General features: G+C 30.7%; 26 protein-coding genes. 18 read left to right on the top strand and 8 right to left on the bottom strand.

Annotated features, from left to right (window positions below; translation table 11 throughout):
- Positions 1-92 precede the first annotated feature (92 nt).
- Both RRF68_RS01920 and RRF68_RS01915 read left to right on the top strand, forming a co-directional pair.
- Entirely contained in the window at positions 93-809 is a 717-nt protein-coding gene (locus RRF68_RS01920; RefSeq protein ID WP_275316620.1) for an RDD family protein, read from the top strand.
- A 295-nt stretch (positions 810-1,104) separates the two neighbouring features.
- The gene (locus RRF68_RS01915; RefSeq protein WP_315944809.1) at positions 1,105-4,077 is read left to right on the top strand and encodes a DEAD/DEAH box helicase; all 2,973 of its coding nucleotides are present in this window, start codon (positions 1,105-1,107) and stop codon (positions 4,075-4,077) included.
- A 406-nt stretch (positions 4,078-4,483) separates the two neighbouring features.
- Here the strand turns inward: RRF68_RS01915 and rocD are convergent, their stop codons facing one another.
- Complete coding sequence (gene rocD / locus RRF68_RS01910; protein WP_315944808.1) at positions 4,484-5,764, bottom strand: ornithine--oxo-acid transaminase; 1,281 nt, start codon at positions 5,762-5,764, stop codon at positions 4,484-4,486.
- A 255-nt stretch (positions 5,765-6,019) separates the two neighbouring features.
- Here rocD and RRF68_RS01905 point away from each other — a divergent pair, with 255 nt between their 5' ends.
- The 11 genes from RRF68_RS01905 (at position 6,020) to RRF68_RS01855 (ending at position 14,267) form a co-directional block, all read left to right on the top strand.
- Positions 6,020-6,496, top strand: a complete 477-nt coding sequence (locus RRF68_RS01905) for a lipocalin family protein (protein WP_315944807.1) — start codon at positions 6,020-6,022, stop codon at positions 6,494-6,496.
- Between the two features lie 14 nt (positions 6,497-6,510).
- Positions 6,511-7,206 carry an OmpA family protein gene (locus RRF68_RS01900; RefSeq protein WP_315944806.1) on the top strand — a complete coding sequence of 232 codons (696 nt, stop codon included), beginning with the start codon at positions 6,511-6,513 and terminating at the stop codon, positions 7,204-7,206.
- A 105-nt stretch (positions 7,207-7,311) separates the two neighbouring features.
- On the top strand, positions 7,312-8,763 hold the full coding sequence (gene rlmD / locus RRF68_RS01895; protein WP_315944805.1) for a 23S rRNA (uracil(1939)-C(5))-methyltransferase RlmD: 1,452 nt from the start codon (positions 7,312-7,314) through the stop codon (positions 8,761-8,763).
- Positions 8,764-8,770: 7 nt separating this feature from the next.
- Positions 8,771-9,250: a DUF6452 family protein gene (locus tag RRF68_RS01890; RefSeq protein WP_315944804.1), complete on the top strand. Its 480-nt coding sequence runs from the start codon at positions 8,771-8,773 to the stop codon at positions 9,248-9,250.
- Positions 9,231-9,929 (top strand): DUF6048 family protein, encoded by a 699-nt coding sequence (locus RRF68_RS01885; protein ID WP_315944803.1) that lies wholly within the window; start codon positions 9,231-9,233, stop codon positions 9,927-9,929. The genes RRF68_RS01890 and RRF68_RS01885 overlap by 20 nt, the downstream gene beginning before the upstream one ends.
- A 60-nt stretch (positions 9,930-9,989) precedes the next feature.
- The gene (locus tag RRF68_RS01880; protein WP_315944802.1) at positions 9,990-10,937 is read left to right on the top strand and encodes an isopenicillin N synthase family dioxygenase; all 948 of its coding nucleotides are present in this window, start codon (positions 9,990-9,992) and stop codon (positions 10,935-10,937) included.
- A 4-nt stretch (positions 10,938-10,941) separates the two neighbouring features.
- Entirely contained in the window at positions 10,942-11,265 is a 324-nt protein-coding gene (locus tag RRF68_RS01875; protein ID WP_218772705.1) for a translation initiation factor, read from the top strand.
- Positions 11,266-11,411: 146 nt separating this feature from the next.
- Positions 11,412-12,356 carry a DUF1835 domain-containing protein gene (locus RRF68_RS01870; RefSeq protein ID WP_315944801.1) on the top strand — a complete coding sequence of 315 codons (945 nt, stop codon included), beginning with the start codon at positions 11,412-11,414 and terminating at the stop codon, positions 12,354-12,356.
- Positions 12,357-13,226, top strand: a complete 870-nt coding sequence (locus tag RRF68_RS01865; protein WP_315944800.1) for a nucleoside phosphorylase — start codon at positions 12,357-12,359, stop codon at positions 13,224-13,226.
- Positions 13,226-14,086 carry a substrate-binding domain-containing protein gene (locus RRF68_RS01860; protein ID WP_218772707.1) on the top strand — a complete coding sequence of 287 codons (861 nt, stop codon included), beginning with the start codon at positions 13,226-13,228 and terminating at the stop codon, positions 14,084-14,086. The genes RRF68_RS01865 and RRF68_RS01860 overlap by 1 nt, the downstream gene beginning before the upstream one ends.
- A 19-nt stretch (positions 14,087-14,105) precedes the next feature.
- Complete coding sequence (locus RRF68_RS01855; protein WP_315944799.1) at positions 14,106-14,267, top strand: hypothetical protein; 162 nt, start codon at positions 14,106-14,108, stop codon at positions 14,265-14,267.
- A 55-nt stretch (positions 14,268-14,322) separates the two neighbouring features.
- Here the strand turns inward: RRF68_RS01855 and RRF68_RS01850 are convergent, their stop codons facing one another.
- Entirely contained in the window at positions 14,323-14,964 is a 642-nt protein-coding gene (locus tag RRF68_RS01850; protein ID WP_218772709.1) for a protein-L-isoaspartate(D-aspartate) O-methyltransferase, read from the bottom strand.
- Positions 14,965-15,161: 197 nt separating this feature from the next.
- Here RRF68_RS01850 and RRF68_RS01845 point away from each other — a divergent pair, with 197 nt between their 5' ends.
- Positions 15,162-16,127 carry a Gfo/Idh/MocA family oxidoreductase gene (locus RRF68_RS01845; RefSeq protein WP_315944798.1) on the top strand — a complete coding sequence of 322 codons (966 nt, stop codon included), beginning with the start codon at positions 15,162-15,164 and terminating at the stop codon, positions 16,125-16,127.
- A 14-nt stretch (positions 16,128-16,141) separates the two neighbouring features.
- Positions 16,142-17,029: a 3-hydroxybutyryl-CoA dehydrogenase gene (locus RRF68_RS01840; protein WP_315944797.1), complete on the top strand. Its 888-nt coding sequence runs from the start codon at positions 16,142-16,144 to the stop codon at positions 17,027-17,029.
- 79 nt (positions 17,030-17,108) lie between these two features.
- Here the strand turns inward: RRF68_RS01840 and RRF68_RS01835 are convergent, their stop codons facing one another.
- The 6 genes from RRF68_RS01835 to RRF68_RS01810 form a co-directional block, all read right to left on the bottom strand.
- Positions 17,109-17,561, bottom strand: coding sequence for a nuclear transport factor 2 family protein (locus RRF68_RS01835; RefSeq protein ID WP_315944796.1), 453 nt, complete (start codon positions 17,559-17,561; stop codon positions 17,109-17,111).
- Positions 17,561-18,514 (bottom strand): MoxR family ATPase, encoded by a 954-nt coding sequence (locus RRF68_RS01830; RefSeq protein WP_315944795.1) that lies wholly within the window; start codon positions 18,512-18,514, stop codon positions 17,561-17,563. Before RRF68_RS01830 ends, RRF68_RS01835 begins: the two co-directional genes overlap by 1 nt.
- 107 nt (positions 18,515-18,621) lie before the next feature.
- On the bottom strand, positions 18,622-20,001 hold the full coding sequence (locus RRF68_RS01825; protein ID WP_315944794.1) for a peptidylprolyl isomerase: 1,380 nt from the start codon (positions 19,999-20,001) through the stop codon (positions 18,622-18,624).
- Complete coding sequence (locus RRF68_RS01820) at positions 19,964-20,821, bottom strand: hypothetical protein (RefSeq protein WP_275316603.1); 858 nt, start codon at positions 20,819-20,821, stop codon at positions 19,964-19,966. Before RRF68_RS01820 ends, RRF68_RS01825 begins: the two co-directional genes overlap by 38 nt.
- A 3-nt stretch (positions 20,822-20,824) precedes the next feature.
- Entirely contained in the window at positions 20,825-22,429 is a 1,605-nt protein-coding gene (locus RRF68_RS01815; protein ID WP_315944793.1) for a peptidylprolyl isomerase, read from the bottom strand.
- 1 nt (position 22,430) lies between these two features.
- Positions 22,431-22,712, bottom strand: a complete 282-nt coding sequence (locus RRF68_RS01810; RefSeq protein ID WP_275316599.1) for a DUF493 family protein — start codon at positions 22,710-22,712, stop codon at positions 22,431-22,433.
- Between the two features lie 118 nt (positions 22,713-22,830).
- On the opposite strand from RRF68_RS01810, the gene RRF68_RS01805 reads away from it, so the two are divergent.
- The 3 genes from RRF68_RS01805 (at position 22,831) to fmt (ending at position 26,193) form a co-directional block, all read left to right on the top strand.
- The gene (locus RRF68_RS01805) at positions 22,831-23,361 is read left to right on the top strand and encodes an AAA family ATPase (RefSeq protein WP_218772717.1); all 531 of its coding nucleotides are present in this window, start codon (positions 22,831-22,833) and stop codon (positions 23,359-23,361) included.
- A gap of 90 nt (positions 23,362-23,451) precedes the next feature.
- Positions 23,452-25,248 carry a RecQ family ATP-dependent DNA helicase gene (locus RRF68_RS01800; protein WP_315945384.1) on the top strand — a complete coding sequence of 599 codons (1,797 nt, stop codon included), beginning with the start codon at positions 23,452-23,454 and terminating at the stop codon, positions 25,246-25,248.
- The gene (gene fmt, locus RRF68_RS01795) at positions 25,249-26,193 is read left to right on the top strand and encodes a methionyl-tRNA formyltransferase (protein ID WP_315944792.1); all 945 of its coding nucleotides are present in this window, start codon (positions 25,249-25,251) and stop codon (positions 26,191-26,193) included. It begins immediately after the preceding gene.
- Positions 26,194-26,230: the final 37 nt, after the last annotated feature.

Below are 26,230 nucleotides of genomic sequence, written 5' to 3'. Positions count from 1 at the left end.
ATGAGAAACGTCTCTAATCATAGAATATTTTTATCTTCGCTAAACTAAAAAAAGTTGAAAGAACTATCAATAAAAAATTGAAAAACTAATTCATGGATAATTTTCAAATAGAAACTGCTCAAAATATTTCAATAAATCAAAATGTAGCACATATTACTACCCGAATTGGTTCTTACTTAATAGACGCTTTATTTATTGCTGGTTATTACATTATCCTGTTTTTTATAATGGCAATGTTAAATATGGCTCCTAGTATGGAATACATGAGCATATATATGCTATTAGGATTACCTGCTTTTTTTTACAGTTTACTTTTTGAAGTTTTAATGAACGGACAAACACCTGGTAAATATTTTAATAGCACCAGAGTTGTAAAAATAGACGGATCTAAACCAACATTTGGCAGCTATTTAATACGCTGGTTATTGCGTATTGTAGATTTTACTTTAGCTGGTGGATCTGTTGCTGTTTTAACCATTCTTTTAAACGGAAAAGGGCAACGTTTAGGTGATTTAGCTGCATCAACTACCGTTATTTCTGAAAAGAAAAGAATTACTTTAAAAGATACTATCGCAAATGATGTTGACGATAATTACGCACCTGTTTACTCACAGGTTACTTTACTTTCCGATAGCGATATTCACACCATCAAAAAAGTGTACAACAACGCTAAAAGAAAAAGGAACCATCAAGTAATCATGAAATTACATATAAAAGTTAAGGAGTTAACGAATATTACTACTGATCAAAACCCGATGGATTTTATAGATACCGTTATTAAAGATTATCATTATTACGCGCAACAGTAAATAGAATTTTACTATTAGATAAAAGTATTCAACTTTACTTCATTTACTGTCAGGTCGAGCGCAGTCGAAACCTATTTTTTTTTTAAGAACCTGTAATTTCTCGACTGCACTCGAACAAATAATTTAGGCGTTCTTCAGCTTTAAAAAACAATTTGTTATTTCATTAAATACGAATCAGTTAAAAACTTGTTGATTTTTTGGTTGATAAAAAGACAAAGGCAAGTCTTTTTCAAGTTGATAATTATACTACTTTCGCCTTCCTTATCAATCTATAAATTCAGGATTTATTCAGCGCATGGAAAACGAAAAAAACTGGTTACAATATTACAAAAACAGCTTATCTGATAGTGAAAACCTAGCTATTGATATTTCTAAAATCAAGAATTTATTTCACCAACAATCTTCAGACTTAAGCAATGCGCTTATCAATACGAAACAAGCAAATGAATTACTAGATGTAGAAGAACGACGTATTAATCGTTTAAAAGGAATCACCAAAAAAGATAGTAATAAGTGGTATAAAGTTGAAGAAACCAAAATACTTATTTCTCCTTTTCATTTAGAATACCAAACGGATAATCTTAAATTTAAGCAACGTCACATTCATCCTTTTTGGATTGTTGCCGTTGTAAATCGCTCAGGGCAATTATCGGCTCCTAAAGAATTGTTTCCTTTAATTGTTCGTAATTATTTAACGCCAGTTGCCGATGTTAAAAATGATTTTATTTTTTCTGAAATAGACACTATTTTAGATGCCAAAGAACTTGAATCTCCAGAAACTGAATATGAAGAAGACGTTGTTTCGTGGGGGGAATATTGGGATTATATAAATGATATTTTTTCGGCAATAACCAACAGTAATTTAAATAACTATCAAGCAGAAAGATATAACACACAATATCAACTTACTTATTTTGCCATCAGTTCTAAAATTTCAACAGCAAAGAGTATTCTGTTTTTATATGAAAACTTGCTGAAGAACGAAGAAGAATTACCAATTTTATCAAAAATAATAGATCCTACTGCAAAAAAAAGAATAGAAGCTGTTACCGATACTGGTTTTTTAAATTACAATCATTTGCATTTAGGTCAAATGTCTAATGAGTTCCCGTTATCTGTAAGTCAGCGTAAAACGCTGCTCTCTTATTTAACCGCCGAAGAAAATGCAGTTACTGCAGTAAACGGACCTCCAGGAACCGGAAAAACAACACTTTTACAAAGTTTAGTAGCAACCGAATTTGTAAAAGCGGCAATTGCAGGGCAAGATGCTCCTGTAATTTTAGCTTGCTCTAACAATAATCAAGCAGTTACCAATATTATTGATAGTTTTGTTAATTCTGAAAGCTCGATGGAAGAATTAGCAGCGCGTTGGATTCCTGATTTTAACGGATACGCAACCTATTTGCCTTCTAACTCTAAAAGTGAAAAAGCCTTAAAAAATATCAATTTCTTAAAAGGAAATATGTTTGGTAATGAAGGCACTTTATGCAATCTAGAAGATGAAAAATACCTAAACGAAGCCGAATATTACTTTTTAACAAACTATTGCAATTATTTTAATGCAGAAACAAATTCTTTAGAAGATGTCTGCGATGCATTACAAAACGAGATCATTACCATTGAAGATACATTAATTGACGGAGTTCAGTTTTCTGCCGATTATATAACTTCAATCAATTACATTAATAACATTCTTTTAAACGAAACAGATTATATTCAAAAAGACGCTTTTAAAATAGGTAGTCTTAAAGAATGGCGAACTATACTTACCAATTTAAAATCAGCCACAAAACAAGCCGATTTTATTGATCAAGTAAAAAAATATTTTAAAACTGATATTGCTGAAAACAGTCAGGAACATATTTTTAAAATCACTGAAGAAACCATTGCTAGTAACGAAAAAACAATTGCTTTTATTAAAGAATGCATCGCTAATTTAAATTTAGCGCTACAAGCAAATCTTAAATTGAGAAATTGGAAAGCAGAAAACAAAATTAAAGGATTTCCTTTTGTATCAGAAGAACAAATGTGGACCAATGAATATGAAAAAATAAGTTCTAAAGACAATTCGCAACGTTTTTTTTATGATGAGATTGATATGGAATTACGTCATAAAGCTTTTTTATTAGCAGTTCATTATTGGGAAGCGCGTTGGTTATTAGCTACAAAAGATGCCTTTGAAAATAATACCGAAAAAGGAACAGGAGAAAATGCTATTAAGAATAAATGGAAGCGCAGAGCAATGTTAACACCTTGTTTTGTGGCTACTTTTTATATGGCACCGAGTCATTTTTTATACAGTCAATTTCAAGGAGAAGATGAAAACGGAAAACCTATTTTCGAATATCTTCCTTTATACAATTTTTTAGATCTTTTAATTATTGATGAAGCTGGTCAGGTAACTCCCGAAGTTAGTATCCCTGTATTTTCATTGGCTCAAAAAGCTTTTGTGATAGGCGATTTAAAGCAAATTGAACCTATTTGGTCTATTCCTCAAAAAATTGACGTTGGTAATTTAACAAGTTTAAACATGCTTCAAAATGAAAATGATGAAGATTATTTAACAAAAATGGGCTTTTTAGCATCGAGTGGTAGTATTATGAAAATGGCGCAAAATGCCTGTGAATTCGAAACACCTTTAGCTACTGAAAAAGAACAAGGATTGGTGTTATTAGAACACCGAAGATGTAACGATGAAATTATTAGTTTTTGTAACGAACTTGCTTACAACGGTATTTTAAAACCTATGAAAGGAAAAGCTAAAGACACTCAAGTTTTCCCATCAATGATGGCGTACCATGTAGAAGGCTTTAGTGAACGTAAATTTAACAGTCGTTGCAATATAAACGAAGTAAAAGCCATTATCACCTGGTTACAACAAAATAAAGAAAAGATACAAGAAGCCTATAATATTGAAACTATCGAAAGTGTTTTAGGTATTATCACGCCATTTGCAAGTCAGAAAGGCGAATTATCTAAAGCTTTAACCGAAGCTGGTTTTAAGGTAAATAACATTAAGCTAGGTACCGTACATGCTCTACAAGGCGCTGAACGAAACATTATATTGTTCAGTTCTGTATATTCTAACGAAGATGAAGGCACTATGTTTTTTGAAAAAGACAACAAGCCAAACATGTTAAATGTGGCCGTTTCTAGAGCCAAAGAAAGTTTTATTTTATTTGGTGATACCCAAATTTTTGATGAAACGAAAAACACTCCTTCTGGTATTTTAAAAAAGCATTTAAACGTGTACGAAATGGAGAAGTAATATTTAAGAACCTGTTTAAATTTCATTTAAAAACATTTTATAGCTGAAAACCGAATCCGTCTAACTGAATTTATTTCAGTTTCGCATCCTGATTTACCTTAGCTTAGCTTATTTATTAACTTTATGCGATGCTGAAATAAATTCAGCATGACGTTTGAATATTAAAAAAACACTTTAATTAAAGTTTAAACAGACTATAAAGCTCTTATATTTTTTTTGAAGCCATTTCCCGCTTTCCGTGCTCGCTCTCTGCGAGGAGCTCAAACAAACACTACAATCGGGGCTAAGTCTATTTATTCAGTTTTGTCTTTAATTATAAGACCTATTTTATCCTTTAGAAAACAAGAACACAAAAAAAGGAACGATCAAAATCGTTCCTTTTTTATATTTTTAAGATTCTAAAAAATTATTTTTTAAAATCAGAAATTGTTGTCTTAATAATATCGATACACTCCATTAATTGCCTTTCCGTCATTACTAAAGGTGGCGCAAAACGAATAATATTTCCGTGTGTTGGTTTTGCTAATAAACCGTTATCACGTAATTTCATACAAATATCCCAAGCAGTAGAGCTATCTTCAGTATCGTTAATTAAAATAGCGTTTAACAACCCTTTACCTCTTACCGATTTTACTAAATCATTACCTTTTGCAAACTCAGACAATTCTGTTCTAAAAATTTCACCTAAAACATATGCTTTCTCCGCTAGATTTTCTTCCTGAACTACTTCTAAGGCAGCAATAGCAACAGCCGCTGCAACTGGGTTACCACCAAATGTAGACCCATGATTTCCTGGTTTAATAACATTCATAATGTTATCGTTTGCTAAAACAGCAGAAACTGGATAAGCGCCTCCTGAAAGTGCTTTCCCTAAAATTAAAATATCCGCTTTTATTTCTGGTTCACCAGAACAATTTTTATCTCCACATGAACAATTACCACAAGTAGCCAATAAACGACCTGTTCTTGCAATTCCTGTTTGTACTTCATCAGCAATAAAAAGCACATTATGCTTAACACATAATGCTTTTGCTGCTGCTAAATATCCTTCGGTTGGCACATATACACCTGCTTCACCTTGAATTGGCTCTACTAAGAAACCTGCAATATTTTTATCACTTTCTAAAACTTCTTCTAAAGCTTTTAAGTTATCATATTCTATTTTAATAAACCCATCTGTGTAAGGTCCAAAGTTCTTACGCGCTACAGGGTCATTAGAAAAAGAGATGATAGTTGTTGTACGCCCGTGAAAGTTATTTTCACAAACTACTATTTGTGCATCATTTTCATTAATACCTTTTACTTCATATGCCCACTTTCTACATAATTTCAAAGCAGTTTCTACCGCTTCTGCACCTGTATTCATTGGCAATAATTTATCGAAACCAAAAAGTTCGGTAGCAAATTTTTCATATTTACCTAACATGTCGTTATAAAATGCACGAGAAGTTAAGGTTAATGTTTTTGCTTGCTCTACCATTGCTCCAACAATTCTTGGATGACAATGTCCTTGGTTTACTGCAGAATATGCAGATAAGAAGTCGTAATACTTTTTACCTTCAACATCCCATACATGTACACCTTCACCTTTACTAAGTACTACTGGTAACGGGTGGTAGTTATGTGCTCCGTATTTACTCTCTAATTCAATCGCTTGTTGCGAAGTTAATTGGTCTAAAACAGCCATTTTTAAAATAATTTTTAATTCATAAAAAACTATTCCTGTTCTACCTTTATTCTTTCAATAGTATTGTATAACCTTATATTTATAAACTTTGAAAAAGCAGCGTGGGAAAGAAATCATCCCTAAAAAACAAAACTATTAAATTTTAGCGACTTTACAAGAATCAAAGTATCTTAAATGAGTTAAAGTTAATTTTAGATGAATCACTGATAACAATAAAGTAGCTTTAAATTTGTAACATATTTAAAAACACAGAACATGAAAAAAATTTTAACAATTTTAGTAGCTTCAGTGCTATTTATTAGCTGTAAATCTACTTCAGTCGTAAATACTAAGTTAGATGGAAAAACGGAGCGAATGCTTAAAGGAGATTGGATAATGACTTCAGTTAACTTTCCTGGTTCAGACTATTTAAAAGTAAATTCATTTAATATAGAAGATTCTAAATGTTTTATTGGCAGTAACTGGAGCTTTGTTTCTAATAACAATAAAGGTCAAATGAGTCTTAATAATCCAGCTACTTCTTGTAGAGAATTTAATTCTCCAATAACTTGGTATATTAATAAAAGTGGTGAATTTGTTTTAAAAATAATTAATGACCACAAGTCAAAAAAAGTTAACACTGGTTTTGTGTTAAGTATTAATAATGTAACAGAAACAAGTTTCGATTTAGTTGATAAAATTAATGTCGCTAGCGAGATTAAAAACATAACATATTCATTTCAAAGAAAGTAATTAAAAAACATATTATGAAAAAAACAATTATATACAGTTTATTCGCATTAGTTATAGCTAGTAGTACAATTACATCTTGTAATTCAATCAAAAATGCTAACAACACTCAAAAAGGAGCGGCTATAGGTACAACAGCAGGTGCTCTTTTAGGTGCTGTTCTTGGTAATAATGTAGGAAACGGAAAAAACTCTGAATTAGGAGCCGTATTAGGTGGTGTTATTGGTGGAGTTGCAGGTGGAGTTATCGGTAACAAAATGGATAAGCAAGCACGTGAAATTGAAGAAGCATTACCTGGTGCTGAAGTAGAAAGAGTTGGTGAGGGTATTATGTTAACTTTAGGTGAAAATTCGGTTAGATTTAACACAAATCAATCTACTTTAACTACAACGGCTAAAGCGAACCTAAATAAATTAGTACCTGTTTTTAACAACTATAAAAACACAAACATTGTTATTTATGGTTATACAGATATTACTGGTAAAGCAGAATATAACCAAGCGCTTTCTGCAAGAAGAGCTAGCTCTGTAAAAAACTATTTATCGCAAATGGGAATTGACATCACAAGATTCGAAACAAAAGGTTTAGGTATTCAAGACCCTATTGCTTCTAACGAAACATCTGAAGGTAGAAGTAAAAACAGACGTGTAGAGTTTGCTATTTTAGCAAATGAAAAAATGGTTAAAGAAGCCAAAAAAGAAGCAGGAAATTAAACAACATATTTCTTTCATAAAAAAGACTACTCAAATGAGTAGTCTTTTTTGTATCAACAAACCATATCTTTTCATAATTTTGCAATCCATAAATTATAGTTTACAATGCCACGTAGAGAACGAAATAAGTTTGTTAAAAAAAATCAAGTTTTAGAATTAAAAATTGAAGATTATGCCTTCGGCGGAAAAGGAATTGCGAGAATTCATTCTGAAGAAGGAAGCTTTGTTGTTTTTGTTCCTAACACATTACCAGGGCAATTAGTAAAAGCTCAAATTGGTAAATCGAGTAAAAAATATGCCGAAGCAAAATTAATTGATGTTTTAGAACCTTCTGAAAATGAAGTTGAAGTTCCGTTTCAAGACATTCCTGGTGCTCCGTATATTCAATTACCAATCGATTTACAACATCAATATAAAAAAGAAAGCACCTTATCCTTATTTCAAAGAATAGGGAAAGTTGAAAATATTGAGGACTTGTTTGATGAATTTATTACTTCACCAAATGTATTTCATTATCGAAATAAAATGGAGTATGGTTTTTCGGCTATTGGTTACGACAGAGAAAATAAAACAGATGCTGACTTTTTTACCTTAGGATTTAAACGTCGCGGTGTTTGGTGGATGGGAGATAATTTAGATAAAGATTCTGGATTATTTGACGCTCAAGTTGAGGATAATTTAAAGGTAATTCGAGAATACTGTGAAAAAACCGGTTTAGCTCCTTGGCACGGCCCAAAAAAAGAAGGTTTCTTTAGGTATTTTGTAGTTCGTAAATCTTACAAAACAAACGAGTTATTATTTAATTTAGTAACCACATCTTACGACTTACCTAAATTTGATATGCAAGCGTTTGTTGCATTGTTAAAAGATATTTTTGGTGATCGTTTAGCCGGTTTATTACATACTATAAATGATGAAGTTGGTGATAGAACAATTGCTACATCTGGAAGTATAGAATTGGTTACAGGAAAAGATAAAATTGTAGAAGAATTATTAGGTTTAAATTTTGAAATTAGTATGAAAAGCTTCTTTCAAACAAACCCTAAATCTGCCGAAAAATTATACACAAAAGTTGTTGATTATGCTTTAGAAAATAAAGAGGCTATAGACAATACTGTGGTAATGGATCTTTTTTGTGGTACCGGAACTATTGGTCAAATTTTAGCATCAAGAAGCGAAAATGCAAAAATAGTTGGTGTAGATATTGTTGCATCTGCAATTGAAGATGCTAAGAAAAATGCAAAGCGAAACAACATAGAAGGTTTACAATTTTATGCTGCCGATGTTGGTAAATTCTTAAAAGAACACCCACAATATCAGAATAAAATTAGAACAATTATCTTAGATCCAGCTCGTGCAGGTATTGCTCCGAAAACATTAACCAAAATCATCAACTTAAATGCAGATAGAATGGTTTATGTATCTTGTAACCCAGCAACGCAAGCACGTGATACGGAACAACTAATGCAGGCAGGTTACTTTATTAAAAAAATTAGTTTAGTAGATCAGTTTCCGCATACAGCACATATAGAAACCGTTGTTTTATTTGAAAAATAAATCTTAAATGAAAAAATACCTCTTTATTATATTTATTTGTTTGATAGGAATTTCATCTTGTGAAAAGGATGATTTCTGTGTTCAAGATTCTATAACACCTAATTTAGTTTTACGCTTTTATGATAAAGACGATGTATTTCAACTAAAACAAGTGGAACGTTTTTCTATAATAGCCCAAGGAAAAACAGACAGCCTTTTTACAAATAGAACTACAGATAGTATTGCTATTCCGTTAAATTCTTTATCTGAAGAAACTGTTTACACACTTAAAATGAATAATATTGATGGTAGTAAAGCTACAAACCAAACAGCAACACTTACTATAAAATATGATTCTGAAGATGATTATATTTCTCGTTCTTGTGGTTTTAGAGTTGTATTTAAAGATGTAAATCTAGAACACACAGGTTGGATAAATAATTTATCTACTTCAACAATTTCAAATATTAATAATCAAACAAACGCGCATGTACAAGTATATTATTAGTCTCTGTTTGATTGTTATTTATGCAAATGGGTATTCACAAAAAAAAGAAATATCAGAAGCGAAAAAAGATAGTATAACATATAAAACTGGTTACGGATTACGTTTAGGTGTTGATATTAGCCGACCTGTATTAGCAATCGTTGATAAAAGTTATAGCGGGTTAGAATTAGTAGCTGATTATCGTGTTTCTAAAAAATGGTATCTAGCTACCGAGCTTGGCTATGAAGAGGAAATAACCTTTGAAGACTTTACTAAATCAACATCAAAAGGAAGCTTTATAAGACTTGGTGCAAATTTTAATGCCTACCAAAACTGGTTAGACATGAATAACGAAATTTATGTAGGTATGCGTTATGGTTTTGCTCTTTTCGATCAGACTTTAAACAGCTATCAATCAAATGTAGGAAGCACTTATTTTCCGTCTAACACTATTGAAACTCCTATTACAGAAACAGGTTTAACTGCTCATTGGACTGAATTTCAATTAGGTATAAAGGTTGAGACTTTTAAAAATTTATTTTTAAGCGCAGGCTTTTCTTATAAAATAATGCTAAGTTTAGATGATCAGAAGAACTTTAAAACCTTGTATGCTCCAGGTTTTAATCGCGTATTCGAAAGCAATACTGGTTTTGGCTTCAATTACACAATCTCATATTTAATACCTTTTGTTAATAAGTAATTTTAGAGCTTACAGTTGATTTCATTAACTTTACACTCTGAATAATTAAACTTATTAACAATGAATAAAATTCCAAGCGTAAATTTAGCAGACTTTTTATCTGATGATAAAAGCAGAAAACAAAAATTCATCAATGAAATTGGTGACGCTTATGAGAATATAGGGTTTGTGGCTTTAAAAGGTCATTTCTTAGACGATGAATTAGTTGATAATTTATATACTGAAATAAAAAACTTTTTCGACTTACCTACAAAAGTAAAAGAAAAGTATGAAATTCCAGGTATTGGCGGCCAAAGAGGTTATGTATCTTTTGGTAAAGAAAGTGCTAAAGGAAAAAAAGAAGGAGATTTAAAAGAATTCTGGCATTTTGGACAATATGTAGATGCTGCTTCTAAATATGCAAACGAATATCCTGATAATGTAACGGTTGAGGAACTTGCAAAATTTAACGAAGTAGGTAAACAAACCTATCAAATGTTAGAAAAAACAGCAAAATACGTGTTACGTTCTTTAGCATTACACTTAGATTTAGAAGAAACTTACTTTGATGAGTATATAAAGAATGGGAATAGTATTTTACGCCCTATCCACTATCCTCCTATTCAATCAGAGCCTAAAGGAGCTGAAAGAGCTGCTGCCCATGGAGACATTAATTTAATTACTTTATTAATGGGTGCTCAAGGAAAAGGATTACAAGTTCAAAATCATAAAGGAGATTGGATTGATGCTGTTGCACAACCTGATGAATTAATGATAAATGTTGGCGATATGCTATCACGTCACAGTAACAATAAATTAAAATCGACTATTCACCGAGTTACCAATCCGCCAAAAGAATCTTGGGGAACTTCTCGATACTCAATTCCGTTTTTTATGCACCCTATTTCTGAAATGAAATTAGATGTTTTAGAAAATTGTATCGACGAAAACAACCCGAAGAAATTTGATGATATTACTGCTGGTGAATTTTTAGATGAGCGTTTACGTGAATTAGGGTTGAAAAAATAGTACAATGGATTTACACGATCAATTAAAAAATTTATTTCCAGAACATAAAGAAACGGAAGTAAAAAAAGAAGAGAAATCAGAAATTTGGTTACAAGAGGATCCAATACTTTGTAAATATGAGAAACGCAAAGGAAAACCTATTACAATTTTAGATGGTTATACTGGTGCTACGAAAGATTTTAAAAAATTAGCAAAAGAAATTAAAACAACGCTAAGTGTTGGTGGCAGTTTTAAAGACGATAAAATAATTATTCAGGGAGATTATCGTGATAAAATAATGCAAATTTTAAAAGATAAAGGCTTTAATGTAAAACGCGTTGGAGGTTAAAAGCAAAAAAAAGTCAAGAATTTAAATTCTTGACTTTTTTGCTTTTATATTAGCTAAGTATTAAAAAATCAACCAATTAACAATAACGTTATCAAATGAGCGTTATTATATAGAAAATTAAATACTCAACTAAAATCCCATTAAATATGATTTCCCCTAAATTACATATTACAAACGGAGACTTTACTACTAAAAGACTTGAAGAATTAAACTTTGAAGGTAAAGTTATTACATGGCGAGAAATGCTATGTGAAGGAAAAACTACTGCCGATGTTGGTAGTGAAAGTTTCTGGAAAATACGTTTCGAGTTTCTAAAAACATCTTATAAAGTTTCAAAACAAAAGTTTATCGATAATACTTTAAAAGAATATCGCAACCTTTGTAACGAAAAAGCTCAAGACGAAATTATACTCTGGTTTGAGCATGATTTATTTTGTCAAGTAAACATGCTTGCTGTAATTAGCTGGTTAAAACATTACCGAAAAGGACGACAAATATCATTAGTTTGTAGCGGAAAAATAAATACTCAAAAAAAGTTAGTAAGCTTATCAGAACTCTCAAAAAATCAACTACAAGAACACTATAAAAACAAGATTACCTTAACGAAAGATGACATTGAATATGCCGATTATATTTGGCAATTATATTGTTCTGATAGTCCGTTACAGTTAGAAAACATTTATAAACTCGACAAAAATAATACTTTTAGCTACTTAGAAGAAGCCATAAAAAACCATTTACTTCGCTTTCCATCAATTGAAAATGGTTTAAATCATATTGAAAATAGTATTTTAAAAACGGCAAACAACAATCAATTTGAAAGTAAAACACAATTGGTTAACAAGCTATTAATCAACCAAGAAAACTACGGATTTGCCGATTCTCAATATTTTAATAAAATTGATCAATTAAAAAACATGTTCACTTCTTTTAATCCTATTAAACTAAGTAAAATAGGTAAAAAAGTATTGCATCAACAAACAAATTATTATGGCAAAATACGTTCTGATTTTTCGTATCTTGGCGGGGCTAAAAAATACAGCTACTTATATGTAAACACTACAAATAAGCTGCTAAAAATCACATCATAAATGAATATTCAAAATTCTGAGCTTATCTTAAATCCTGATGGAAGCATATATCATCTAAATTTAAGACCAGAACACCTAGCTAACGATATTATTTTTGTTGGCGATCAATATCGTGTAGATAAAGTTTCACAACATTTTGACACCATTGAGTTTACAACTCAAAAACGTGAATTTAAAACAACTACAGGAACCTATAAAGGAAAACGCTTAACCGTGGTTTCTACCGGAATTGGTCCTGATAATATTGATATTGTTTTAAATGAATTAGATGCTTTGGTTAACATCGATTTAAAAACACGTAAAATAAAAGAAACACATACGCAATTAAATATTACACGTATCGGAACTTCGGGCTCTTTACAAGCTGATATTCCTGTAAATAGTTTCTTATTAAGTTCTCATGCGATCGATTTAAACGGAATGTTGTTATCATATCAAACAGCAGAAATAGCGCATCCAGAAATTGAGCAAGCTTTTATTGCGCAAACTAACTGGAGCACTAAAAAATCATATCCACTGGTTGTTTCAAACGGAAAAAGCTTAGAAGATAAATTAATGTCTGGTATCGTTTTTAAAGGAATCACAGCTACCGCTGGAGGTTTTTATGGGCCACAAGGTCGTATTTTACGTTTACCTTTACAAGATGGAGATTTAAATAGAAAAATAGATAGCTTTAACCATAATGAAAACAGAATTACCAATTTAGAAATGGAAACTTCTGCTATTTATGGTCTATCAAAATTATTAGGCCATAATGCGGCCTCTATGAATGCTATAATTGCAAACAGAGCTAATGGTACTTTTAGTGAAGACCCTGGTAAAGTGGTGGCCGATTTAATTACATATACATTAGATAAATTAGTAGGATAATGCTAAACTTAAAAGTAGGTGGTGTACCAGAACACTTTAATTATCCTTGGTATATTACTTTAAAAAATAAAGAATTTACAAACCAAGGTATTAATTTACGTTGGCAAGATTTTCCTGGTGGTACAGGGCAAATGTGCAAAGCCCTACGCTCTGGCGAAGTAGATATTGCTATTGTATTAACCGAAGGAATTATTAAAGATATCATTAATGGTAATCCTTCTAAAATAACACAAACCTTTGTTAAGAGTCCTTTAATATGGGGAATTCATGTTGGTGATAAATCAAAATTTAAAAAAATAGCTGATTTAGAAAATGCCACTGTAGCAATTAGCCGTTTTGGATCTGGTTCTCATTTAATGGCAATCGTAAACGCACACAATAACGGTTGGGATATTGATAACCTAAAGTTTAAAGTTGTTGGCGACCTACAAGGTGGTATTAATGCACTAACGAAGGGAGATGCAGATTACTTTATGTGGGAGCATTTTACCACAAAGCCGTTAGTAGATAACAATACTTTTAGACGCCTAGGAGATTGCCCTACACCTTGGCCATGTTTTGTAGTGGCAGTTCGCAACGAAGTTTTAGAAAATAATTTTGAAGAAGTTAAAAATGTTTTAAATATCATTAATAATTGTACTGATGATTTTAAAGACATTCATAATATAGATGAAACTTTGGCACACAGATACGAACAGAAGATAGAAGACATTCAAGAATGGTTATCTATAACCGAATGGAATGACGGTAAACCTATCTCTGAAGATTTAATTACCCAAATACAAAATAAAATGATTGGGTTTAACGTTATTGATTCGAAGAAAGACTCTGGTGAGTTAATTAGAAATATGTATATTTGATTTTTATAAAACAACAAAAATGAAAAAAGTAGTATTTATTGCAATTTGTGTCGTTAGTTTAATAGGTTTTTCTTCTTGCGGAAGTACAAATCCTTGTGGTTTAGCAAAAAATAATCAAACAAAACAAAACCAACATCAATCGGAAATTATTGTTGCCGATGCAACAGAAATAGCTGAGTAACTTGGTGTTTCTTTTTATTCAAATTCAATAAATCCGCTTTTCTTAGGCGGATTTTTTAGTTTTTTTCTTCTAACATTGGTACGAATTTAAAATCACCCAATTCATATTTCTCAAATTCTTTTGGTGATTTTCTTACAAATAAAGTCATTATTTGCTCTTTATCTCCCACGGGAATCAACAACTTACCTCCTACTTTTATTTGTCCTAATAAAGCTTTTGGCACAAACGGAGCTCCTGCTGTAACAATAATTTGATCAAAAAGAGCCTCTTCTGGCAATCCTTTATAACCGTCACCAAAAATAAATCGTTTTGGACGATATCCTATTTTAGGTAAAAATCTTGACGTTCTTTTAAACAACTCATGTTGTCGTTCTATGGTAAAAACCTCTGCCTTTAACTCTAATAAAACAGCTGTTTGATACCCTGATCCTGTTCCTATTTCTAAAACTTTATCTCCTGGTTTTATTTTTAAAACCTGAGACTGAAATGCAACTGTATAAGGATGAGAAATTGTTTGATCTGCAGCAATAGGAAATGCTTTATTTTGATATGCGTGTGCCTCGAAACTGCTATCTATAAAAAGATGTCTCGGTATTTTTCGTATGGCGTTTAACACGTTTTCATCTTCAATCCCCTTTGTTTGTAAAACAATAGCTAATTGATTTCTAAGTCCTTGGTGTTTGGTAGTATCTATCACAAATGGTAAAATTTCAACAATTCAAAAATAGTAATAAATCTGTATAAAAGTGTATCTTTGTTTGCATTGCTTTTCTAGTGAAAACAGAAAAGCAAAATAGGTTAAAAACAATGGCATTTATAGATTAAATTGTTAAGTAATCTTCTTGTAAGAACTACTTCTTTTATTAAAAATGACCATACAAAATTAAACATACTATGTTAAAAGCTGGAGTTTTAGGTGCAGGTCATTTAGGTAAAATTCACTTGCGTTTGTTACAACAATCCGAAAAATATGAATTGGTAGGATTTTACGATTCTTATACTGAAAATGCTAAAAAAGTAGCAAAAGAATTTGGATATAAATTATTTGACTCTGTTGATGAGTTAATAGATGCTGTAGATGTTGTAGACATTGTTACACCAACATTATCTCACTTTGATTGTGCCAAACAAGCAATTGAAAAAGGAAAACACATTTTTATTGAAAAACCAATTACAAACACTTTACAAGAAGCTGAAGCTATTAGAACTTTAGCTAGTCAAAACCATATTCGTGGTCAAGTTGGTCATGTAGAGCGTTTCAACCCTGCTTTTACTGCTGTAAAAGATATGATAGACACACCAATGTTTATCGAAACACATAGATTAGCCGAATTTAATCCTAGAGGAACTGATGTACCTGTTGTTTTGGATTTAATGATTCATGATATTGATATTATTTTATCCGTAGTAAAGTCTAAAGTAAAAAAAGTACATGCAAGCGGAGTTTCAGTTATTTCTGACACGCCAGATATTGCCAATGCTCGTATTGAGTTTGAAAATGGATGTGTTGCAAACTTAACTTCTAGTAGAATTTCGATGAAAAACATGCGTAAAAGTCGCTTTTTTCAAAAGGATGCCTATATTTCTGTCGATTTCTTAGAAAAAAAATCAGAAGTCGTTAAAATGAAAGATGTTCCTAAAAATCCTGATGAATTTGCAATGATACTTCAAAATGCTGAAGGAGTTAAAAAACAAATTTATTTTGATAATCCTGAGGTCGTTGAAAACAATGCTATTTTAGACGAGTTAGAATCATTTGCTGATGCAATAAACAATAACACAACACCAATCGTATCATTAAGTCAAGGAACCGAAGCTTTACGTGTTGCTCATATGATTATTGATTGCTTTAAAAAATAATAAAACACAAAAAAATGAAAAATATCGCTGTAATTGGAGCAGGAACTATGGGTAACGGAATTGCGCATACATTTGCTCAATTTGGATACAACGTTCAACTTATTGATATATCGCAAGCTGCCTTAGACAAAGGTTTAGCAACTATTACTAAGAATTTAGATAGAATGGTTGTTAAAGAAAAAATATCTGAAGAAGATAAAAATACAACTTTAGGTAACATCTCTACCTATACATCTATTAAAGAAGGTGTTCAATACGCTAGTTTAGTTGTTGAAGCTGCTACTGAAAATGTAGATTTAAAATTAAAAATATTTAAAAACTTAGATGAAGTTTGTCCTGAAGATACCATTTTGGCTACCAATACTTCTTCTATTTCTATCACACAAATCGCTGCAGTTACTAATAGACCCGAGAAAGTAATTGGAATGCATTTCATGAATCCGGTGCCAATCATGAAATTGGTTGAAATTATTAGAGGCTATAATACTACGGATGAAGTAATGAATTTTACGGTTGATTTAACTAAAAAAATAGGTAAAATACCTGTTGAAGTAAATGATTACCCTGGCTTTGTAGCCAACCGTATTTTAATGCCAATGATTAACGAATCTATCGAAACATTATACAACGGTGTTGCTGGTGTTGCTGAAATTGATACGGTAATGAAATTAGGTATGGCGCACCCAATGGGACCTTTACAATTAGCTGACTTTATTGGATTAGATGTTTGTTTGTCGATTTTAAACGTAATGTACGACGGATTTAAAAATCCTAAATATGCTCCTTGTCCTTTACTAGTAAACATGGTAAATGCTGGTAAATTAGGAAGTAAATCTGGTGAAGGTTTTTACGATTATAGCGAAAGTAGAAAAGCTGAAAAAGTAGCAAAGATGTTTTCATAAAAAATATTTTTGCGTCATAAAAAAGAGGCAATTTCAATTGAAATTGCCTCTTTTTTTGATTTTTAAAGTATTTAACTTCTTAACACGAAGTATCTGCTATAATTTTCCATTCACCATTTATCTTTTTAAAAATAATCATAAACACTCCGTTTGCATTGCCTACTTTTCTTGTTAAGTGATATGCTCCCATTACAAAATAAGCATCGTTATTTATCTTTGAAATATCATTAACTTTAAACTTAAGCTCGCCGGAATGGTCTTTTGTTGGGTATCCTTTTTTATAATTCGCTAAGGTTTTATCCCAGCCAAAAGTAATTCCATTACTTCCGTAAAACTTTAAAGAATCACTTTTCCAATACCCTTGCATAAAACCTTCTAAATCGTGATTAGACCACGCTTCTTCTTGAGTTTTCATTATTGCTAAAATCTCTTTTTTCTCTATTTCTTCTGATACATTAACTGTAACTACTTCTCTTTTACAAGAAATTATTATAGCTAAAAACAACACACTAAATACAAGTAATTTCTTCATTAAAATAATGATTTAATAATTTCTTTAATTGTGATTCCTTCAGCTTCCGCCTTATAATTTTTAACGATTCTGTGTGATAATATCGGAATAGCAACTGCTTGAACATCTTCAATATCTGGAGAGAATTTTCCGTTTATCGCTGCATGCGCTTTTGCTGCTAAAATTAAGTTTTGTGAAGCTCTTGGTCCTGCACCCCAATCGATATATTTTTTAATTAGTTCTGTTGATTTATCTGATTTCGGACGTGTTTTTCCGACTAATCCAACTGCATATTCTACTACATTATCAGCTACAGGTATTCTTCTAATCAACTTTTGCAATTCTATAATTTCTTGTGATGATAAAATTGAAGTTACCTTTTGGCTAATTGTTGATGTGGTGCTTTTTACAACTTCAACCTCTTCTTCAAATGTTGGATATTCTAAATGAATAGAAAACATAAACCTATCTAACTGTGCTTCTGGTAAAGGATACGTTCCTTCTTGTTCAATAGGGTTTTGTGTCGCTAACACAAAAAAAGGTAAATCTAGCTTGTAATGATTACCCGAAATAGTAACCGATTTTTCTTGCATTGCTTCTAACAAAGCTGCTTGTGTTTTAGGTGGCGTACGGTTAATTTCATCCGCTAGAATAATATTAGAAAAAATGGGTCCTTTTATAAATTTAAACTGACGGTTTTCATCTAAAATTTCACTTCCTAAAATATCCGAAGGCATTAAATCGGGTGTAAACTGAATACGGCTAAATTGCAAACCTAATACATCAGAAATGGTATTTACTAGCAAAGTTTTTGCTAAACCGGGCACTCCTATTAAAAGAGAATGACCTCCGCAAAGAACAGACAATAAGGTATAATTTACAGCCTCTTGCTGCCCAATTATAACCTTACCTATTTCTTGTTGTAATTGACTAAACTTTTTTACTAAATTGTTTACAGCAGTAACGTCTGACATGAATTAAATTTTAAATGTTCTTTTTCAAAAAATCTTAATTTACAAACTATTATAAAATAAGATTCCCGCTTAACGCGGGAATCACAATATACTAAAATTATTAGTTCTTATTTGTTTTCTTTTTTCCAATCTTTTTCGAAAGTACAATCTTTATAATCGCTTCCTAATTTTATATACGTTTCTTGAATTTTCTCTTTAGTCCACTTTGCTATTGTTTCTTCTTTTTTCTTTGCTAATGCAAACTGTTGCATTCTTACATAATCTTCTACAAGGTCGGCTGTATGTGTTTCCGTTTTATCTTTCAATAAGATTACTTTATACATTTTTTCACCTTCACGAGTTTCATCGTAAAAAACATCAGACAAATCTCTTTTATTAAGTTCACTAATTCTACCAAATAAATCTGGTGCCATTCTTGTTAACTCAAAAGTAGTTTCTTGTGTATATGGGTTTATTAACAAACCTCCATTATTTTTTGTTTCCTCTTCTTCTGAATACTCTTTTACAGCTTCTTCAAAAGTTATCGTACCATCTTTTACATCTTTAACAATCTTTTCGATAGCTTGTTTTGTTTCATTTAATTTAGCATCAGAAATTTCTGGTTGCATTAATATATGAGAAACATCACGACCATTACCTCTTATTTTATTTAATAAAACAATATGGTATCCGAAAGGAGATTTAAATGGCTCTGAAATTTGACCTTCTTCTAATGAAAAAGCTACTTCTTTAAATTCTTTTACAAAACCAGTTTCTTTTGTAATTACTCCCATATTACCGCTATTTTGTGCAGCACTAGGATCGTCTGAATTTATAATTGCTTTTAACTTAAAACTTGCGCCTCCTTCAACTTGTTTTTTAATTTCATTAAGCTTGTTAATAATACGTTCGATTTCTTCTTTAGTTGGTTCTGCTTTTAAAACTAATTGAGCTATCTCTACCTCTGCTGGTATTTCTGGTAATTCTTCTTTATCTGCCAATCCTTTAAAATAAACTCGTATTTCTTCTGGAGTAACATCAATATCTTGCGTAATTTTTTGCTGTTCTTTTTCGATAAGAAGATTTTCTTTTTGTACTCTTTCCAATTCTTTCTTTAAATCTTCAATATCATTAAAACCATATGCTTTAACCACTTTTTCTTCACTACCATACTCATTAGTAAAGTAAGCTATACTTCTTGCTACTTTACTATCAATATCTGATTGCGTAACAACAACACTATCAATAACTGCATGATGGGCAAGCAATTTTTGTTCCATTAAGTCTTCTAACATTTCACAATTAGAAATCGTAATCTTACCCTCGCTTCTTTGCTCAACTTCTTGCTTAAATTTATCTATATCCGAATCTAAAACAATATTTTTACCAATAACTACTGCTACGCCATCTATTTTAGTTTCTTGTGCATTTATGGCACCTAAACTAGCTAAGAAAAAGGTAAATAAAATACTAGTATTCTTTAAAGTTTTTGTTTTGAATTGCATCATTTATCAACGTTTTTTCTATCTCTCTAATTAATTCTAATTTTCGTTTGTGTAAAATTATTTGTTTTATCCTCGGACTTACAAATAACAAAGGTGCTGTTGCATTTTTTGGCAACATATTTTTTACAGCGACCAAATATACTCCTAAACTATCTTCTTTTTGTATGTATTTAGATATTTTTAACAGTTTTTGATCAGTTTTTGACTCAAGAGCCGGAACTTTTTTCTGTAAATAAGAAAATGGTACCCAAGTTGAATCTTGTAGCCTATAAGATTTAAAGTTTAATAAATATCTTTCTAAATCTTCTCGCTCTACTTCATCTGAAGATTTAAAGTTTTTTATGGTTTCTTCTTTATCTAAAAAATCTTTACCAAAATGAATATACTCAAATTGCAAAAGTTCTTCGCTTAACTTGAAGTTTTCTTTATTTTTTTGATAATACAACTCTATTTCTTCTTGATTTACAACCGTATCTAATTGCTGTTTTATTAAACGCTCTTTGTAGCCATTTATATATAAACTCTTCTTATAATTATTTACTAATTTTTCTATCTTACCACTATTAACACCAGATATATTTTCTTCTGCTTTTGCTAGTAATAATTCTTTCTTTGCCCAAGAATTTATAAGGCCTTTTATGATTACCATACTATCTTTTTTGGTAATACCTTTGGGAATTAAATCAGCAATATCTTTCTTGTAAAGGTTTTTATTATAAACGGTAGCAATAGGCCTATGCTGTTCTACTCTTTTAGTTTTTAAACTAAAAAAATCACATGAAACAACAAGTATTATTATTAATAAAAGGATTATTTTCTTCACTTTTTATTGATTGTATATTTTTTTAAACTTTTGTAATTCTTTTTCTTTTATTTCTATTTTATTTTTTTCTCGTAGCTCTTTTACCCAGTCTGCTTCTAGCTGTTTTTGATAATCAGTAATTACATATCCTCTTACTTCAGTAAATGATTTGTTTTTATATTTTGATTTATTTAATTTATAAAACGCTTTTAAACCAATAGTATCATTTAAAGATGTATTCCATATTTTTTCTTGTAATAATTCAAACAAAAGCAATCCTTCTTTGTATTCTAAAAAAGCCTGCTTAAACTCAGGTTTTGTATTTAATAAATCATTTTTAAAATATGTTAATACCTCGCTATCTTTATAATCTTGGTACCCCCTTTTAATTGGTGTACTTTTATTCTTTTTACGATAATTATAAAACGACTTTTGATATATTTTCTTTTTATTAATCGTGAATAAAACACTGTTCAGGTTATCTTGATTAATTTCATCATTTTCTGACACTAAAAAAACAGCTAATGCTTTTTCTGACTCTTTAATTTTGTACTCTTTCTTCAACCTACTTAAAACTACTTGTTTTGATAAAGTTGCTCTACTAGAGTTTCTAACTTTTTTAGTTAACTCCTCTTTTAGTTCATCAAAAGAACCTAGAGGATGATTTTTTATGAGCTTAACAATATGCCATCCAAATTTGGTTTTAAAAGGTTTTGTATAATCGCCTAATTTTTTAATTTCTAAAACCTTGTTTTCAAAAACGGACACCATATCACCTGTACCAAACCTAGGTAAATTCCCTCCTAAAAAAGCAGTTGCATTGTCTTCAGAGTATTTTTTAGCAACCACATTAAAAGAACTACCAAATTTAAGTTTTTTATAAAGTGAATCTATCTTTTCTTTACTATTACTTGAATTTTTGACCAAAATATGAGCAACATCAAACGATCCTTTAGAAAGTCTCTTCCCAGTAACTTTTAAAATATGGTAGCCGTATTTTGTTTTAAAAGGCTTAGAAACTTGATTTAAGGGAGTTTTATAAGCCGCTTCCTCAAACGGGTACAACATTGAAAATACAGAAAAATAACCTAAATCACCTCCATTAATCTTAACCGATGGATCTTCTGAAACTTCTTTTGCTACTTTCTCAAAAGAATCTCCGTTTAAAATCCTATTTCTAACTTCTTCAATTCTTTTATAAAGCATTAGTGTATCAAATTTGATACCATTTTTAGGAAACTTAATTAATATATGGCTTGCTTTAACTTCATTTATTTTACGATAATACGCGTCTTTTATTAGTTTTGATAAAAACGCTTCATCTAGTAAATAAGGAGCTATTAACTGATTTTTATAAACTTCTAATTCCCTTTTGTAACTTTTTAAAGTATCTAATTTTAAAATATAAGCTTCCTTAACTTTTAGCTTATAATTAATATATAGCTTTAGGTAACTATCTATATTTTTAGATTCTTTATCAACTATAATTCCTAAGTTTTTTTCATAGACTTGTTTAAATTCCGAAACCATTACTGGCGAATTATTTATACTAAACAATTCTTTGTCTTTTTGAGCAAAAGAATTGTTAATTATAACCAAAACGAAAAAAAACGAAAAAAACTTACTCATTTTATAATGAAATTATCCCCTTTATAACATCTGCTTTTTTATAATACGCAATTACTTCCTCTGCGCTTTTTACATTTAAAAAAATAGAAAGACTGTTGTATTTACCTGTTTTAGATTTTTTTGTTTCAATAACAGCACCTCCTTTATTAAATAAATTCTTTACCTCTTCTACCTGATTTCCATCTGTTGGCACAATAAATTTATATAAATATTTACTAGGAAATGTTGTTGTATCTTCTAACTGACCTTTTAACTTGATATAAAATGCTTCTCTATCTGACATATTGCTTTATTAAACTTTTTCTGATAATAATTATCGTGTATATAAGATAATCTTAAAAATGAATGACAAAATTACACTATTTATTACATTTATAATTTGAAACTTATATTTTTGCACCATGCAACAAAAAATAGTTTTAATAGGAGGACCCGGAACAGGCAAATCTTCAATTTTAAGAGAGTTTATAAAACGTGGGTATCATTGTATGCCAGAAATTTCGAGAGAAGTTACCTTAAAAGCTCAAAAAGAAGGAATAGATCAATTGTTTTTAGAACAGCCTTTACTTTTTAGTCAAATGCTATTAGAAGGTAGAGAACAGCAATATTTAGAAGCTGAAAAATGCCCAAATGATATTGTGTTTTTCGACAGAGGAATTCCTGATGTACATGCGTATATGAATTATTTAGCAAGTGAGTATCCGCCTATCTATAAAGAAAAAAGCAATAAATACTTATATACAAAAGTGTTTATGTGTGCCCCTTGGGAGAAAATTTATAAATCGGACAACGAGCGCTACGAAACCTACGAACAGGCTGTAGAGATTGATACCTATTTAAAAGAAGCATATCAAGAAATAGGATATGAAATTATAGATGTTCCTTTTGATACCATAAAAAAACGCTGCGATTTTATTTTACAATCGTTATAAAACGATGTATGAAGAATCTACAAACATATTAAAACATTACTGGGGTCACAGTTCTTTTAGAGCTCCTCAGCAAGAAATTATAGCTGCCGTATTAGAAAAAAAGATACCATCACTTTATTACCCACAGGTGGTGGTAAATCTATTTGTTTTCAAATTCCCGCTTTAATAAATGATGGTGTTTGTATTGTTATTTCGCCATTAATAGCATTAATGCAAGACCAAGTAGAAAGTCTTGTTGCTAAAGGCATAAAAGCTACCGTAATTCCTTCGGGAAGCTCCCAAGATGATATTATTACACTATTTGATAATATCCGTTTCGGAAAAACAAAATTTTTATATGTTTCTCCCGAACGTTTACAATCTCGCTTTATTCAAGAAAAAATAAAGCAATTAGATGTAAATTTAATTGCAATTGATGAAGCTCATTGTATTTCTGAGTGGGGACACGATTTTCGCCCTTCTTATCAACATATTGCTATTTTAAAAGAACTACACCCAACAACAAATATTATTGCTTTAACTGCAACAGCTACCAAAAAAGTTATAGATGATATTATAGTTTCTTTAGGCATAGAAAATCCTACGGTTTTTAAGAAATCTTTTTACAGAGAAAATCTAGCGTATCAAATTTTTAAGACGGATGATAAACTCCGTAAACTGCACCAGATTTTTACTAAAACCAAAGCACCAGCAATTGTTTATGTAAACTCTAGAGTTAAAACTAAAGAAATCTGTGCTTATTTAAATGCTAACGGTTTTAAAAGTACTTTTTACCACGGCGGATTAACAAGTTTAGAAAAACAACTTTCTTTTGATAGTTGGATGACCGAAAAAACACCAATTATTGTTGCTACAAATGCTTTTGGTATGGGAATAGACAAACCAAATGTTCGGGTTGTTATTCATTTAAACCTTCCTGCATCTATAGAGAATTATATTCAAGAAGCCGGTCGTGGCGGACGAGACGGCAACAAAGCCTTTTCGGTTGTTTTAACAAATGATAATGGCATTAAACTTAGTAAAGATTTATTAGAGAAATCGCTACCTGTTATTGAAGAGATAAAATTGGTGCATCGAAAGTTATATCAACACTTTCAAATTGCCAAAGGAGAAATTATCGAAACTGCTTTCGATTTTAATTTTTTAGAATTTTGCAATAAATACAAGTTAATTCCCAATAAAACCTACAACGCTTTACAAATATTAAATAGTAACGGAATCATAGAATTGAATTCTAATTTCCAACAAAAATCTACCATTCAATTTTCTGTTTCAAGCAAACAAGTTTTATTATATTCTCAGAAAAATCCGTCTTCAAAAAACTTTGTCCAAACATTATTGCGTTTGTATGGTGGTGTTTTTGAAAATCTGGTGAAAATTGATGAGTTTTATATCGCTAAAAAAGTAGGCGTTACTTCTTGGCACGTTATTGAAGAGTTAGAACGAATGGCTGAAAAAGAAATGCTTGAATACAACAAAGCAACCAATAACTCAGAATTATTTTTTCTGTATCCTAGAGAAGACGATACAACCGTAAACCGTGTTTCTAAAAACATCAGTTTATATTTAGCTCAGAAAAAGCAAAAAAATGATGATTTACTAGAGTTCATTAAAAACAATGAAGTTTGCAGAAGTGTACAGTTATTACATTACTTTAATGAAACGACTAGCAAAGAGTGCGGTATTTGCGATGTTTGCTTACAAAAAAAACAAACTTTTACTATAGAACCACTTGCTATTCTTAATTTATTAAAAAACCATAAAGCCTTAACAGTTTACGAAATCAGTACACATCTAAACGAAAAAGAAGCAAACATTTTAATACTTTTGCGTACGCTATTATCCGAAGAAAAAATAAACGTTACTAACAATAAATACTTTTTATAAATGAGAGATTTACGCATTGTTTTTATGGGAACACCCGATTTTGCGGTGACCATTTTACAACACCTTATCGAAAATGATTATAATGTAGTTGGCGTAATTACAGCTGCAGATAAACCTGCTGGTAGAGGTCGTAAGCTAAATCAATCTGCTGTAAAAAAATATGCGCTGTCTCAAAACCTGCCAATTCTTCAACCAACAAATTTAAAAAATGTAGAATTTCAGGATGCTTTAAAAGATTGGAGCGCTAATTTACAAATAGTGGTTGCTTTTAGAATGTTACCAAAAGCTGTTTGGGCAATGCCTGAATACGGTACCTTTAACTTACACGCTTCTTTATTACCAGAATACCGTGGAGCTGCACCAATTAATTGGGCACTTATGAATGGAGAAACCAAAACTGGGGTTACTACTTTTTTTATTGATGATAAAATTGACACTGGTGAAATTATCTTACAAAAAGATATAACTATTAAAGACGATGAAATTGTTGGTGAGTTACACGACCGATTAATGCATTTAGGTGCTGATTTGGTTGCTGAAACATTAGATTTAATTGCTACCGGAGATGTAAACACCAGAAAACAGCCTGAATTAGAAGAAAAACCTGCTCATAAACTGTATCCAGATAATTGTAAAATAGATTGGTCTAAATCTTTAAACGATATTTACAATCATGTTCGCGGGTTAAACCCATACCCTGCTGCCTGGACAACTATAAAGAATGGAGATGAAGAAATTTCTGCTAAAATATATGATGTAACAAAAGAATTTTCTGAACATAAATTTATATATGGCGCTATTATTACATCTAAAAAGGAATTAAAGGTTGCAGTAAAAGACGGTTTTCTTATTGTTGATCAAATTAAAATTTCAGGTAAAAAATTAATGGATGCTAAGAGTTTATTAAACGGTTTTCAATTCGATAAAGAAGCAAAAGCGCTGTAACCCTTTATTTATAAGGTTTTGCTATTTTATAGTAAAA

Origin of the sequence: Tenacibaculum sp. HL-MS23 (assembly GCF_032463465.1) — a bacterium.
GTDB lineage: Bacteria > Bacteroidota > Bacteroidia > Flavobacteriales > Flavobacteriaceae > Polaribacter > Polaribacter bernardetii.
This window is presented reverse-complemented; position numbering and strand designations above follow the sequence as displayed.

Bases quoted from the DNA above. Each gene is read 5' to 3' on its own strand.
- RRF68_RS01920 (WP_275316620.1), top strand. From the start codon at position 93: ATGGATAATTTTCAAATAGAAACTGCTCAAAATATTTCAATAAATCAA.
- RRF68_RS01915 (WP_315944809.1), top strand. From the start codon at position 1,105: ATGGAAAACGAAAAAAACTGGTTACAATATTACAAAAACAGCTTATCT.
- rocD (WP_315944808.1), bottom strand. From the start codon at position 5,764: ATGGCTGTTTTAGACCAATTAACTTCGCAACAAGCGATTGAATTAGAG.
- RRF68_RS01905 (WP_315944807.1), top strand. From the start codon at position 6,020: ATGAAAAAAATTTTAACAATTTTAGTAGCTTCAGTGCTATTTATTAGC.
- RRF68_RS01900 (WP_315944806.1), top strand. From the start codon at position 6,511: ATGAAAAAAACAATTATATACAGTTTATTCGCATTAGTTATAGCTAGT.
- rlmD (WP_315944805.1), top strand. From the start codon at position 7,312: ATGCCACGTAGAGAACGAAATAAGTTTGTTAAAAAAAATCAAGTTTTA.
- RRF68_RS01890 (WP_315944804.1), top strand. From the start codon at position 8,771: ATGAAAAAATACCTCTTTATTATATTTATTTGTTTGATAGGAATTTCA.
- RRF68_RS01885 (WP_315944803.1), top strand. From the start codon at position 9,231: ATGTACAAGTATATTATTAGTCTCTGTTTGATTGTTATTTATGCAAAT.
- RRF68_RS01880 (WP_315944802.1), top strand. From the start codon at position 9,990: ATGAATAAAATTCCAAGCGTAAATTTAGCAGACTTTTTATCTGATGAT.
- RRF68_RS01875 (WP_218772705.1), top strand. From the start codon at position 10,942: ATGGATTTACACGATCAATTAAAAAATTTATTTCCAGAACATAAAGAA.
- RRF68_RS01870 (WP_315944801.1), top strand. From the start codon at position 11,412: ATGATTTCCCCTAAATTACATATTACAAACGGAGACTTTACTACTAAA.
- RRF68_RS01865 (WP_315944800.1), top strand. From the start codon at position 12,357: ATGAATATTCAAAATTCTGAGCTTATCTTAAATCCTGATGGAAGCATA.
- RRF68_RS01860 (WP_218772707.1), top strand. From the start codon at position 13,226: ATGCTAAACTTAAAAGTAGGTGGTGTACCAGAACACTTTAATTATCCT.
- RRF68_RS01855 (WP_315944799.1), top strand. From the start codon at position 14,106: ATGAAAAAAGTAGTATTTATTGCAATTTGTGTCGTTAGTTTAATAGGT.
- RRF68_RS01845 (WP_315944798.1), top strand. From the start codon at position 15,162: ATGTTAAAAGCTGGAGTTTTAGGTGCAGGTCATTTAGGTAAAATTCAC.
- RRF68_RS01840 (WP_315944797.1), top strand. From the start codon at position 16,142: ATGAAAAATATCGCTGTAATTGGAGCAGGAACTATGGGTAACGGAATT.
- RRF68_RS01835 (WP_315944796.1), bottom strand. From the start codon at position 17,561: ATGAAGAAATTACTTGTATTTAGTGTGTTGTTTTTAGCTATAATAATT.
- RRF68_RS01830 (WP_315944795.1), bottom strand. From the start codon at position 18,514: ATGTCAGACGTTACTGCTGTAAACAATTTAGTAAAAAAGTTTAGTCAA.
- RRF68_RS01825 (WP_315944794.1), bottom strand. From the start codon at position 20,001: ATGATGCAATTCAAAACAAAAACTTTAAAGAATACTAGTATTTTATTT.
- RRF68_RS01815 (WP_315944793.1), bottom strand. From the start codon at position 22,429: ATGAGTAAGTTTTTTTCGTTTTTTTTCGTTTTGGTTATAATTAACAAT.
- RRF68_RS01810 (WP_275316599.1), bottom strand. From the start codon at position 22,712: ATGTCAGATAGAGAAGCATTTTATATCAAGTTAAAAGGTCAGTTAGAA.
- RRF68_RS01805 (WP_218772717.1), top strand. From the start codon at position 22,831: ATGCAACAAAAAATAGTTTTAATAGGAGGACCCGGAACAGGCAAATCT.
- fmt (WP_315944792.1), top strand. From the start codon at position 25,249: ATGAGAGATTTACGCATTGTTTTTATGGGAACACCCGATTTTGCGGTG.